Here is a 12,301-nt window from a genome sequence, read left to right as displayed (position 1 = left end):
GATTCGGCTCCTGCTGGAGAACGAGGCGGATTGCCTCATTCGCCAACATAAAACCGCGTGACCGGCCTCGCCCTGACCTCCCGCGTCGGACCGGAGCCCTCTACCGCGCGAGCGGTTTCGTTCGTCGACCCACAACAGCCGGTCGTCTGGGCACGGCCTCAATGGCCGCTTCCAGGTGCAACGGCCATTCGCTCGGTCAGATTGGCCAGCACGTTGTCGGCCTAAGCGGTCAGTCCCCAGGGTGCTCAGTAGCGACGACCTGAGCGTCCGCTTTCGCAGTATCCGGATCATAATCCGCCTCCGAATGGACAACCTCGGTTCGAATCCGACATGGCCCACCAAGTCTCGCTTGGGTTCGCCGGATATCTGCTTTGAATTCGGACCGCTCCGTAGGGGGGCGAATTGCGGGGGCCGGATTTCGTTCCGTGACCCTGTCGGCCCTACTTGCACAGCGGATTTTATATGTCACGCTATGACAATTTTGCGGGGGAGTCGCTAATGGTACGTAACCCCGGCGCTTATGATAGGAAATCGCGCCTACCGGGACCCCCCTAATAGACTTAATAGAGCCGTAAGACTTCCTTGATCTGACGCATGGATAACCTGTTGTTCGGCATTCGCACTCCCGACGCAAAAACGTCGAGGGTGCCATGGGTTACCCGCGTGGTTACCTCACATTCCAGCGCTCGACTTCACGTGAAATTCATGCTCGGGCAGTCGTGGAATCCGCGCTCGACCTGCCGTCGAATACGCACTTGTACGTCGCGTCAGGGACACGATGTCCGTTCTCGCGTACTGCAATGGCCTACGCTTTGGCGCCGTCTCTCAGCATCTCAGGTCAGCTTATTGCGAGAAAACGGTTTATTGCGCGACTGGCGACACTTCGAACACGCAGTGGTCGTGGCCTTCCGCTGCGCATTGCACTTCCTTCGACTGCGAGCGCGGAGCGCCCTCGCCAGCTTCAGTAGTGTCGTTCACCCAGTCCATAGCGCCGGCGAACCAGCCCGAGAACATGTAGCAAAGCTTGCCGTGCTTGCCCGGTTGCGCCAGCACGAAGGATGAGTGACGGAGTTCGACGCGCGCACGCGCGCTCACCGGATCGACTTCGACGATCGTGAAGATGCCCCATCCTCGTTGCGAAAGACGCTTCACGTAATGCTCGAATACGGCTATGCCACTGATGCCGTGCTGCTTTGCTTCCTTGTCGCACCAGTGATAGGCCGACTTGTAACCCGCCTTGTAGAGGATCTCCGCGTAGGCATCACGCCCGAGCGCCTCTTCGACAGCCTTGTGATTGTTCGTGAAGAAATGGCGCGGGACGTACAGCATCGGCAGTGCGTCAGAGGTCCAGACGCCAGTGTTCGGATCGACGTCGATCGGCAGTTGCGGTTGCATCGCGAGGGTGCTCCGAGGGGTGAGTTTCGGTTCGCGCGGGCGCTCGTCACGGCGCCCGTCGCGTTTCGATGAATGAGGATCGGGCTTCGGTGCTTATGCGCCCCAGACATCGCGGAACACGCGCACCCAGTTTTCGCCCATGATCTTGCGGATGCGCGTCTCGCTCCAGCCTGCGCGCTGCATGGCCGCGGTGAGGTTCGGGAACTCGCCGATCGTGCGGATGCCTTCCGGGTTCACGACCTTGCCGAAGTTCGTCAGACGGCGATAGCGGCCCTTGTCGTGCGTGAGCCAGTCGAAGAAGTCGACGCTGTAGCCCTGCGTGAAATCGGTGCCGATGCCCACCGTATCTTCGCCGGCCAGGTTGACGACATAGTCGATGGCTTCGATGTAGTCCTCGACCGTCGCATCGATTCCGCGCTTGAGGAACGGCGCGAACATCGTCACGCCGATGAAGCCGCCGGCCTCGGCGATTTCCTTCAGCTGTTCATCGGACTTGTTGCGCGGGTGCTCCTTGAGACCCGACGGCAGGCAATGCGAATAGCAGACCGGCTTCTTCGAGAACGCAATGGCCTCCGACGACGTATTGCCACCAACGTGCGACAGATCGACCATGATCCCGACGCGGTTCATTTCGGTAATCACTTCGCGGCCGAAATCCGACAGCCCACCGTCGCGCTCATAGCAACCGGTGCCGACCAGGTTCTGCGTGTTGTAGCAAAGCTGCACGACGCGCACGCCCATGTCGGCGAAGGCTTCGATATAGCCGAGGTTGTCCTCGAACGCGTGCGCGTTCTGGAAGCCCAGGATCACCCCAGTGCGGTTTTCCTTCTTCGCACGCGCGATGTCTTCGGTGGTGCGCACGAGCGTCAGCAACTCACTGTTTGCGCGGATCTGCTGCTTCATCAACGAGATGTTGTCGACGGTCTTCGTAAAGCTCTCCCACACCGACACCGTACAGTTGGCCGCGGTGATGCCGCCCTTCCTCATGTCCTCGAACACCGAGCGGTCGAATTTCGAAATGTTCAGGCCGTCGATGATGATGCTGTTCTCATGCAGATTGCTCATTCGATGCTCCGTATAGGCTTCTGGCGTGTGGGGTCGCTATGGCTGTGCGCAAGCTTGGCGATTCGGCGAATCAGTAAATCGGAAAGCGTTTGCACAGCGCGAAAATCTCACGGCGTACGCGCTGTTCAGTGGCCGCATCCCCATCCGGATGGTGGCCCAGCGCATCGAACACTTCGAGGATCAGGCGGCCAACCTCGCGGAATTCGCCGACGCCAAAGCCGCGCGTCGTGCCGGCCGGCAGTCTCGGGAAAGCTTCCAACGATCCGGGCTACCTGAGCGGTCGCTGCGCTCCGAGCATCTCGCCTATAGCTGGGTCGTTGTCAGTGCCCACATCTTGCAAGGACATTCGTGAAGTTTCTGGAAGCATCATCCCGCCGATCAGGCCCATGAAAGATACGGCGATCAGATACAAAGCGGGCGACAGATTGTTTCCGGTCGTGCCGATCAACCAGGTAGCGACCAACGGCGCGGTGCCCCCGAAGATCGTGTAGGCGAGGTTATAGGTAATGGCCGACCCGGTATAGCGCATCCTGGTTGGGAACACTTCCGACAACAACGCAGCCGTAACCACGCCCGACAACACCGCGCCTGTCGCGAGCATTGCCACGCCGATCAGTGCTGACAGAAATTGTCCCGAGCCCGCGAGCGAGAACGAGGGATAGACGATTACAATCAACAGCGCGCACGTGGTGAATAATGTCATGCGGCGCCCGGCGAAATCAGAATACAGGCCGGCCAGCGGACAAATGGCCGCAGCAAACAAAAGTGCCACAACGGTGATCAGCAGCGAAGTTGCGCGACTCATGTGTCCTACGACCTGCAGATATGTCGCGAAATAGGTAGTAAAGGTATAGAAGGACAATGCTGTCACTGAAATAAATGCACCGAGCTTCAGAATGCCGCCCGCCTGCGTACGGAACGTTTCGCGCAACGGCGCATGCGCCACCTGGTGCTCGCCTTCAAGAGCGCGGAAGGCGGGTGTTTCATTGAGACTGATGCGCAGGTACAGCCCGATGAGCCCGATGGGTGCGGACGCGAGGAACGGCACGCGCCATCCCCACGCGCTCATTGCATCAGCCGAAAGCGTTGCATCAAGCGCATAAGCGACGACGGCCGCGATCGCAAATGAAGAAAAAGTCGACACGGGAATAAAGCTGCCGTACCAGCCGCGTTTGTTTTGCGGCGCGTGCTCCATTACGTAGACACAGGCGCCAGCATACTCACCACCGGCCGAAAAGCCCTGCACGCAGCGAATCACGGTTAGCAACAACGGCGCGAGAGCACCGATGGCGGCGTAGTTCGGCAGCAGGCCGATCAGTGTGGTCGCCCCGGCCATCATCAAGATGGTCAGCGCCAGCGTGCGTTTGCGCCCAATCCTATCTCCAATTAAGCCGAACACTATGCCACCGACCGGACGAAATGCGAAAGCCACTGCAAACACCGCGAAAGTCTTCAGGAGGCCCGCGGATGGATCGCTGCTCGGAAAAAACTCGCTAGTGAGGATAGTTGCGAGGAAACCATACGCTGCGAAATCGAACCATTCAACAAAGTTACCAATCGAGGCAGCCATGATGACTTTGCGCAGTGTTCTAATATCGACTTCAGGGGACGGTGCCTTAGACATTCGATACTCCCGTAGTTGCTGTGAGCGTGCCGTGAAAGCATCACCCACATGCGTAATCGATCGCGCTTCAAAAAGTGAGGATCGGTAGTGAGTAGAAGGGACCAAAAGTCGGCGTCATAGAACATTCCCGCCATTACGTTGTAACGAGAGCGCCAGGTTTTCAGCGCGCTGATTCGACTTCCGGTATTTTGAGCGAGGCGGAGGGTCGGCCGGGATTCGCAAAAAATCCGCCGTATCCCGCATCTCCCATCTCGACCTAAGCCACTGATTTGAATGCGAAATCGATCGTCGGATCGAGCGGAGGCACGGGTCGCCGGAGATCGGGCAGATAGTCACCGAGCGCGTCGTCCAGGCTGAATTGCCGCGTTGATGCCGCATAGCGGCGGACGCTAGCACGCGCCTTTGGCGCATCAACGAAGCGGAGCCACGTCTTCCACGATGCCCGCCGGCATGCAGATGTGCTTGATCTCGGTGAAGTCGGCGAGCGCGTCGTAACCGTGCAGACGCCCGAGCCCGCTTTGCCGGTAGCCGCCCGTTTCCGCTTCCGCGAACAGCTTGTTGTGATCGTTGATCCACACTGTCCCGTTGCGCAGCGCCCGCGCGGTGCGCAACGCGCGCGCGCCGTCGTGCGTCCACACGCTGGCCGACAGGCCGAAGACCGTATCGTTGGCCTTCTCAAGTGCTTCCTGCTCGCTTTCAAAAACTTCGAGCGTGACGAACAGCCCGAAAGTCTCGTCCTGACAGAAGAACGCCTTCGGATCGCCACGCTCGACGAGCGTCGGCGACAGTAACGCATGGCCGGAGCCCGCGCCGAGCAGCACGACGTGGGCGCAGACGTGCATCCTGCGCCCACGCCGTGCGATCGAACACATGGCGCGCGGCGGCGATGGCGGCATCGGCTTCATCCGCGCCGCCGTCGGCGAACTGGCCGATGGCCTCGCCCGTGGCGGGATCGATGCTGTCGAGCGTAGGCGTGCCGGTCCATTCGCCGGCAATCCAGCGTGATGCGTTCATGCGGAGCGTTCCTTCAAAGAAGGGGATGGTTCGTTACACGAAATATTCGAGGCTTGATGCAGCTCGTCGCCGATGATCGCGATCAGCGCTTCGGCCGCCGCGCTCAACGGCCTTCGCGGATGGCTCACGCAGATGACATGCCGCACGATGCGCGGCGCGAGAATCGGGCACGCGCGCAAGGTGCCATGCCGCGCCGCGCGCTCTACCACGATGCGCGGCAGGATCGTCGCAAAGCGCGTGTTTTCGACGAGCTTGAGGATGGTCGAGAGCACGTCGATTTCGAAGCGCGGCGCGAGCAGCACGTCTTCATGCTGCGCGGCGCTGTCGAGCACGCCGCGCAGGCCGTGGCGCTTGGTCGGCAGCACGAGTTCCAGTTCGGGCAGCTGCGCGAGTTCAATGGCGTGCGGCAGATCGGGGCCGTGCGCGGCGCTGGTTGCGAGCACCATCTCTTCGTCGAGCAGCGCGCGGGAGTCGAGCGACAGACGCGCGCGCGGCTTGTTGATGATCGCGGCATCCAGCTGACCGCCCGCCACCCAGTCGATGAAAGTCGCGCTGTAGCCGTCGGCGACCGTGACTTCGACATCCGGATATTGCGCGTGAAAGCGCGAGAGCGAATCCGCGAGCACGCTCTCTGTGACGGACGCAATCAGCCCGATGCCGACGTGTCCCGTCACGACTTCATCGCGCTGAACGATCTGCTGCCGCGCGTGTGCGAGGTCGCGCATGATCGGCAGAAACAGGCGATACATCAGCCGCCCCGCCGCGGTCGGCGCCATGCCGTGCGCGCCGCGCTCGAAGAGTTGCTGATGCAGTTCGTCCTCGAGCTTCGCGATCTGCATGCTGAGCGCGGGCTGCACGATATTCAGGCGCTTGGCCGCCCGCGTAACCGAGCCGTCCTCGAACAGCGCGATGAAGTACTGAATTTGCTTGAGGTCCATCTCATCCCTTCGTGCATCAGCGATGCTAATAGCCGCCACCTGCATTATCACGTCGAACGGTGCTTGCCTGCCGCTCGCCGTTGCCGCCCACGCCCGCCAGTGCGGGTTGCGGGACGGGTCTATTGATACGTAACTGTAAGAAGGCTGTCATCGGGGCTAACACTGATATAAGAGGCAATGATTCAGCGCATCAGAAAACACTATTAGAAGTTATGGTGCGATATCGCTACGCTTGACCCCATCGCTCGCTGCGGCATCACTTTGCCGGGCACAGCACAGATGGAGACGCTGATGAACATACGCGATGCCGAAAAGAACGGCATTTCCTCATTCTCGTGGGCCCCGGAAGGCTCGGAGGCGGGCTCGCTCTCGCTGCGCGACTGGCTCGCGCATCTCGCGAAGACGGGACGCCTCGCGACCATCGACAAGCCGGTTGCGCTCGAACACGAACTCGCCGCTGTCGCCAAACGCCTCGACGGCACGCAAGCGGCGTTTTTCACGCGCCCCGGCGGCCATGCGGTTCCGGTCGTGAGCGGATTCATGTCGAAGCGGGCGTGGATTGCCGAAGCAATGGGCGTCGATGAAGCCGGTTTGCTCGCACGTTTTTCCGCCGCTGCCGCCGAGCCGCTCGCGTCGAAAGTCATTGCGCGTGAGGACGCGCCGTGCCAGCAAGTGGTGCATACGAGCGGAATCGATCTGCACGCGCTTCTGCCTATTCCCACGCATAGCGAGCATGACAACGGCCCGTACATCACCGCGGGTCTCGTGATTGCGCGCAATCCGCGCACCGGCGTGCAGAACGTGTCGATCAACCGCATTCAGGTGCATGGCCGCGATCGCATGGCGATTCTGCTGCTGCCGCGCCATCTCTACGCGTTCCAGCGCGCCGCCGAGGAAGCGGGCGATGCGCTCGACGTGGCCGTCGCCATTGGCGTCGATCCGCTGACGATGCTCGCTTCGCAAGCGATCACGCCCATCGATAACGACGAACTCGAAATCGCTGGCGCGCTGCACGGCGCGCCGCTGCCGGTCGCGCAATGCGTGACGAGCGGTGTGCAGGTGCCCGCGTTCGCGGAGATCGTCATAGAAGGACGCATTCTGCCGAACGTGCGCGAGCCGGAAGGCCCATTCGGCGAGTTCCCAAAGTACTACAGCGCGAAGGAAGCGCGCGAAGTCATTGAAGTGACGGCGGTGACGCATCGGCGCGACCCGATTTTTCATACGATCGTGCCGGCCGAAATGGAGCATCTGCTGCTCGGCGCGATTCCGCGCGAAGCGACGCTCCTCGCGCACCTTCAGCGCAGCCATCCGGCGGTGAAGGACGTGCATCTGTCGGTAGGCGGTGTGTGCCGCTATCACCTGTGGGTGCAGTTCGACAAGAAACGCGAAGGCGAAGCGAAGAACGTGCTTCTCTGCGCGTTCGGCGCGCATTACGACATCAAGCTGGTCGTCGTCGTGGATACGGACGTGAACGTGCACGATCCCGCAGAAATCGAATGGGCGATTGCGACGCGCTTTCAGGCCGACCGCGATCTCGTCGTCATCGCGGGCGCGCAAGGCTCGCCGCTCGATCCCTCGACGACGGTCGGCCAGCCCGACGACGCCCCCGCGCATCTGCAAGGCATCAGCGCGAAGATGGGACTCGACGCGACGCGCCCGGTCGTCTATCCGGCGCATGTCTTCACACGCGTGCGCATCCCGGGTCAGGACACCGCGGATCTGACCGCGCTCGTCGCCGCCGACAACAGCGCGCTCGACGCCTACCTCGCGCGCGATCATGGCTGAGCGGAAGAAGCGCATCGTCGTGGGCATCTCGGGCGCGAGCGGCGCGGTCATCGGCGTGCGGCTGCTCGCTGCGCTGCGGCGCCTCGGCACGCACGAGACGCATCTGATCGTGTCGGCGTCGGGTGCAGTGACGGCGGCGCAGGAACTCGGCCTCACGCGCGGCGACGTCGACCAACTCGCGGACGTCGTGCATAACGTGCGCGATATCGGCGCGGCCGTGGCGAGCGGTTCGTTCCTCAGCGAAGGCATGGTGATTGCACCGTGTTCGATGAAAACGCTCGCGGGTGTCGCGAACGGCTTCGCGGACAATCTGCTGACCCGCGCCGCCGACGTGATGCTCAAGGAGCGCCGCCGCCTCGTGCTGGTCGCGCGCGAGACGCCGCTCAATCTCGCGCATCTGCGCAACATGACGCTCGCGACCGAAATGGGCGCCATCGTAATGCCGCCGGTGCCGGCGTTCTATGCGCATCCGAAGACCATCGACGATGTCGTCGATCACACGGTCGGGCGCATTCTGGATCTGCTCGGCATCGAGCACGGCGAGATTGCGCGCCGCTGGAGCGGTCTCGCCGATGAATTCGGCAGCCGCGGCGAAGATGACGGAGTGACGCCATGAATCAGCGCGAAACCGGATTTGCCGATATCAACGCGCGCGTGGCCGACAGCGATGCCGCGAAGCCGCAGCGCCACGTCGGCCAGCCGATGCAGCGCTTCGAAGACCCCGCGATTCTCACGGGTCGCGGCCGCTACGGCGACGATATCGCCGTGAAGCCCGGCACGCTGCACGCAGCGATTCTGCGCTCGCCGCACGCGCATGCGGAACTCGTTTCCATCGATACCGAAGCCGCGTCGAAGCTGCACGGCGTGCACGCCGTGCTCACGCGCGACGATCTGCGTCCGTGGTCGCGACCCTTCGTCGTCGGCGTGAAGTCGCCGATGGAGCAGTGGGCGCTCGCGATGGACCGCGTGCGCTACGTCGGCGAGCCGGTGGCGGTGGTGATGGCGGAATCCCGCGCGCTAGCGGAAGACGCGCTCGACCTCATCAAGGTCGACTACGCGATGCTCGATCCGGTCACGTCCATCGAACAATCGGTGCGGGGCGATGCGCCGGTGCTGCACGAGCGGGTCGGCAGCAACGTGATCAGCGACCGGCGTTTCCGCTATGGCGAACCGGAAGCCGCGTTCGAAAACGCGCCGCATCGCGTGAAGCTCGTCGCGCACTATCCGCGCAACACGTGCGCGCCGATCGAATGCGGCGTGGTCATCGCCGAGTATCTGTCGGGCGGCGAAGGCTATGACGTCACATCCAATTTCATGGGACCGTTTTCGCTGCACGCCGTCATGGCGATGGCGCTCAACGTTCCCGCGAACCGTCTGCGTCATAAGGCCCCGCGCGATTCCGGCGGCAGCTTCGGCGTCAAGCAGGCGGTGTTTCCGTATGTCGTGCTGATGTGCCTTGCCTCGCGCAAGGCCGGCGCGCCGGTGAAATGGGTCGAGGACCGGCTCGAACACCTGAGCGCGGCGACTTCCGCGACCGCGCGCCTTTCGACCATCGAAGCGGCCGTTGAAAGCGATGGCCGCATCGTCGCGCTTTCCTACGATCAACTGGAAGATATCGGCGGCTACGTGCGCGCGCCCGAACCCGCGACCTTCTACCGGATGCACGGCTGCCTGACGGGCGCATATGCCATTCCGAATCTCGTCGTGCGCAACCGCGTCGTGCTCACGAACAAGACGCCGACCGGCCTCGTGCGCGGCTTCGGCGGACCGCAGGTCTACTTCGCGCTGGAGCGGCTCATTCAGCGTATCGCCGTCGAACTGAGGCTCGATGTGCTCGATGTGTACCGCCGCAACTTCGTTCCCGCCGATGCCTTTCCGTATCGCGCGACGGCGGGCGCGCTGCTCGACTCCGGCAACTATCAGGAAGCGCTGCGCCGCTCGATGACCGAAGGCGGCTACGACGAACTCGTCGCGCGACGCGACGCGGCGCGCAAAGTTGGGCGTCTTTATGGCATCGGCTTCGCGGCGATCGTGGAGCCGTCGGTATCGAACATGGGATACATCACGACTGTGATGCCGCCCGACGCCCGCAAGAAAGCCGGGCCGAAGAACGGCGCGATCGCCAGCGCGACGGTGAGCGTCGATCTGCTCGGCGGCGTGGTCGTCACCATCGCGTCGACGCCAGCGGGCCAGGGCCACATGACGGTGTGCGCGCAAGTCGTCGCGGATGTGCTCGGGCTCGACCCGAAGGACATCGTCGTGAACGTCGAATTCGATACGCACAAGGACGCGTGGTCCGTCGCGGCGGGCAATTATTCGAGCCGATTCGCGGGCGCGGTGGCCGGCACGGTGCATCTGGCCGCGACCCGCGTGCGCGAAAAGCTCGCGCGCATTCTTGCAAAGCAGTTCGGCTGCGCGCCCGGCGACGTGCGCTTCGAAGTCGCGCGCGTCTTTCCGAACGGTGCCGAAGAGCGCGCGTTGCCGTTCGCGCGCGCCGCAAGCAATGCGCCGCACTGGGCGCCCGCGCTGTTACCGGAAGGCGAGGAGCCGGGTCTGCGCGAGAGCGTCTTCTGGTCGCCGCCGCACATGGACGCGCCCGACGAGCAGGATCGCATCAACACGTCGGCGGCGTATGGCTTCGCGTTCGACATGTGCGGCGTGGAAGTAGACCGCGTGACGGGGCGCGTGCGCATCGACCGTTATGTGACGACGCACGACGCCGGCACGCTACTCAATCCCGCACTCGCCGATGGCCAGATTCGCGGCGCGTTCGTGCAAGGCGTCGGCGCGGCGCTGATGGAAGAGTTCCGCTACGGCGCGGACGGCAGTTTCCAGTCCGGCACGCTCGCCGACTATCTGATGCCGACGACCTGCGAAGTGCCCGACCCGGTGATCGTACATCTGGAGACGCCGTCGCCCTTCACGCCGCTCGGCGCGAAGGGGCTCGGCGAAGGCAACAACATGAGCACGCCGCCGTGCATCGCGAATGCGGTGGCCGATGCCCTCGGCGTCGACGATATCCGCCTGCCGCTCACGCCGCCCAAAGTGATGGCGCTGATCGGCATCGACGATCCCGAACCGTCGCGGCCCGAACTGCGCGAAGCACCGGCTGCGAAGCCCGCGACGCCGGGCGGCAAGGCGTTGACGGCGCGCGGCACGGTCGATTTGCCCGCGACGCCCGAAGCCGTGTTCGGCGTGCTGCTCGACCCGAAGGCGCTCGCGAAGGTTATTCCCGGCTGCCATGCGCTCGACGAGACCGCGCCGAATCAGTATCGCGCGGACGTGACGGTGGGCGTCGGCATGATCAAGGCGCGCTTCGAGGCGCGCATCGGCTTGTCGGAGATCGACGCGCCGCACCGGCTGCGGCTCGCGGGCGCGGGCATCTCGCCGCTCGGCAGCGCGCGCGGCAACGGTCTCGTCGAACTGACGCCGCAGAGAACCGGCACGCGCCTCACTTATGACTATGAAGCGCAGGTGTCGGGCAAGGTGGCGGCGGTCGGCGGACGCATGCTCGAAGGCGCGGCGAAGGTCGTGCTCAAGCAATTGTTCGAATCGCTCGGACGGCAGGCGGCGGGCCAGCCCGTCGAGCAGCGCAAGTCGTGGATTGCGCGGATTTTGGCCCGCTTCAGGAGGCACGTATGAAGCCCGCGCCGTTCGATTATCTGCGCGCCATGACGACGCAAGACGCGCTCGACGCCCTCGCGCAAACCGGCGACGACGCGCGCGTGCTGGCGGGCGGTCAATCGCTGATGGCCGTGCTCAACATGCGGCTCGCGCAGCCGCGCGTGTTGGTCGATATCTCGCGCACCGCCGAACTCGACGCCGTGCGCGTGGATGACAAAGCAGGCCATCTCGTCGTGAGCGCGGCGGCGACGCAAGGCAGCGTCGAATGGCGTCCCACGCTGCGCGACGAAGTGCCGATGCTCGCGATGGCGTTCCCGCATATCTCGCATTTTCAGATTCGCAATCGCGGGACGGTGTGCGGCTCCGTCGCGCATGCGGACCCGAGCGCAGAACTGCCGCTCGTGCTGGCCGCGCTCGGCGGCGACGTGATGCTGCGCTCGAAAAAGAAGCGCCGCACGCTCGCCGCGCAGGACTTTTTTCAGGGAATGCTGATGACCGCGCGCGAGCCAAACGAACTCGTGGAAGCCGTGCGCTTTCCGCTCAGGAAGCCCGGCGAACGCTATGCGTTCAGCGAGTTCTCGGCGCGGCACGGCGATTTCGCGATCGTCGCGTGCGCGGCGGTGGTGACGGACGATTCGATCCGTATCGCGGTCGGCGGCGTCGCGGACCGGCCGGTGGCGGAAAGCTGGCCGCGTCTGACAGGCGACGACCTGCGCGGCGCATTGAACGACCTGAGCTGGAAACTGAACGCGCAGGACGACGCGCACATCAGCGCGAAATATCGACGCAATCTCGTCCGGCAACTGGGATGGCGCGTGATCGAGGAGGCTACGTGAGCAGCAACACATCGGACAAC

Annotated in this window: 8 protein-coding genes and 2 pseudogenes; 4 read left to right on the top strand and 6 right to left on the bottom strand. The window is 63.5% G+C overall.

The genetic code is table 11. From position 1 onward, the window contains the following. Window positions 1-861 precede the first annotated feature (861 nt). The 6 genes and pseudogenes from F6X40_RS36920 to F6X40_RS36890 form a co-directional block, all read right to left on the bottom strand. On the bottom strand, window positions 862-1,395 hold the full coding sequence (locus tag F6X40_RS36920) for a DUF5943 domain-containing protein (RefSeq protein ID WP_184072224.1): 534 nt from the start codon (window positions 1,393-1,395) through the stop codon (window positions 862-864). A gap of 93 nt (window positions 1,396-1,488) precedes the next feature. Further along, the gene (locus F6X40_RS36915; RefSeq protein ID WP_090807390.1) at window positions 1,489-2,460 is read right to left on the bottom strand and encodes a dipeptidase; all 972 of its coding nucleotides are present in this window, start codon (window positions 2,458-2,460) and stop codon (window positions 1,489-1,491) included. Between the two features lie 70 nt (window positions 2,461-2,530). Next, a pseudogene (gene glyA, locus F6X40_RS36910) lies at window positions 2,531-2,698 on the bottom strand (serine hydroxymethyltransferase); the annotation flags it as partial. A 30-nt stretch (window positions 2,699-2,728) separates the two neighbouring features. Next, window positions 2,729-4,084, bottom strand: a complete 1,356-nt coding sequence (locus F6X40_RS36905; protein ID WP_187631274.1) for an MFS transporter — start codon at window positions 4,082-4,084, stop codon at window positions 2,729-2,731. Window positions 4,085-4,494: 410 nt separating this feature from the next. Continuing rightward, window positions 4,495-5,041, bottom strand: a pseudogene (locus F6X40_RS36900) (aldehyde dehydrogenase family protein); the annotation flags it as partial. Between the two features lie 53 nt (window positions 5,042-5,094). Next, complete coding sequence (locus tag F6X40_RS36890; RefSeq protein WP_187631272.1) at window positions 5,095-6,036, bottom strand: LysR family transcriptional regulator; 942 nt, start codon at window positions 6,034-6,036, stop codon at window positions 5,095-5,097. Between the two features lie 291 nt (window positions 6,037-6,327). Here F6X40_RS36890 and F6X40_RS36885 point away from each other — a divergent pair, with 291 nt between their 5' ends. Genes F6X40_RS36885 through F6X40_RS36870 form a run of 4 tightly spaced genes read left to right on the top strand, consistent with a single transcriptional unit; the run spans window position 6,328 to window position 12,281 of the window. Then, window positions 6,328-7,821, top strand: a complete 1,494-nt coding sequence (locus F6X40_RS36885; RefSeq protein ID WP_184072229.1) for a UbiD family decarboxylase — start codon at window positions 6,328-6,330, stop codon at window positions 7,819-7,821. Further along, a complete protein-coding gene (locus F6X40_RS36880; RefSeq protein ID WP_090807398.1) occupies window positions 7,814-8,437 on the top strand; it encodes a UbiX family flavin prenyltransferase in 624 nt (207 codons plus the stop codon). Before F6X40_RS36885 ends, F6X40_RS36880 begins: the two co-directional genes overlap by 8 nt. Next, on the top strand, window positions 8,434-11,463 hold the full coding sequence (locus F6X40_RS36875; RefSeq protein ID WP_187631271.1) for a xanthine dehydrogenase family protein molybdopterin-binding subunit: 3,030 nt from the start codon (window positions 8,434-8,436) through the stop codon (window positions 11,461-11,463). Before F6X40_RS36880 ends, F6X40_RS36875 begins: the two co-directional genes overlap by 4 nt. Continuing rightward, complete coding sequence (locus tag F6X40_RS36870; protein ID WP_184072231.1) at window positions 11,460-12,281, top strand: FAD binding domain-containing protein; 822 nt, start codon at window positions 11,460-11,462, stop codon at window positions 12,279-12,281. The genes F6X40_RS36875 and F6X40_RS36870 overlap by 4 nt, the downstream gene beginning before the upstream one ends. Window positions 12,282-12,301: the final 20 nt, after the last annotated feature.

Source organism: Paraburkholderia sp. UCT31, from assembly GCF_014397655.1.
Taxonomy (GTDB): Bacteria; Pseudomonadota; Gammaproteobacteria; order Burkholderiales; family Burkholderiaceae; genus Paraburkholderia; species Paraburkholderia tuberum.
Note: the sequence above shows the minus strand (reverse complement) of the source record. Positions and strands in the feature narration are given on the sequence as shown.

Excerpts from the sequence above, each read along its gene's own strand:
- F6X40_RS36920 (WP_184072224.1), bottom strand. The coding sequence starts at position 1,395 with ATGCAACCGCAACTGCCGATCGACGTCGATCCGAACACTGGCGTCTGG.
- F6X40_RS36885 (WP_184072229.1), top strand. The coding sequence starts at position 6,328 with ATGAACATACGCGATGCCGAAAAGAACGGCATTTCCTCATTCTCGTGG.
- F6X40_RS36905 (WP_187631274.1), bottom strand. The coding sequence starts at position 4,084 with ATGTCTAAGGCACCGTCCCCTGAAGTCGATATTAGAACACTGCGCAAA.
- F6X40_RS36870 (WP_184072231.1), top strand. The coding sequence starts at position 11,460 with ATGAAGCCCGCGCCGTTCGATTATCTGCGCGCCATGACGACGCAAGAC.
- F6X40_RS36880 (WP_090807398.1), top strand. The coding sequence starts at position 7,814 with ATGGCTGAGCGGAAGAAGCGCATCGTCGTGGGCATCTCGGGCGCGAGC.
- F6X40_RS36915 (WP_090807390.1), bottom strand. The coding sequence starts at position 2,460 with ATGAGCAATCTGCATGAGAACAGCATCATCATCGACGGCCTGAACATT.
- F6X40_RS36890 (WP_187631272.1), bottom strand. The coding sequence starts at position 6,036 with ATGGACCTCAAGCAAATTCAGTACTTCATCGCGCTGTTCGAGGACGGC.
- F6X40_RS36875 (WP_187631271.1), top strand. The coding sequence starts at position 8,434 with ATGAATCAGCGCGAAACCGGATTTGCCGATATCAACGCGCGCGTGGCC.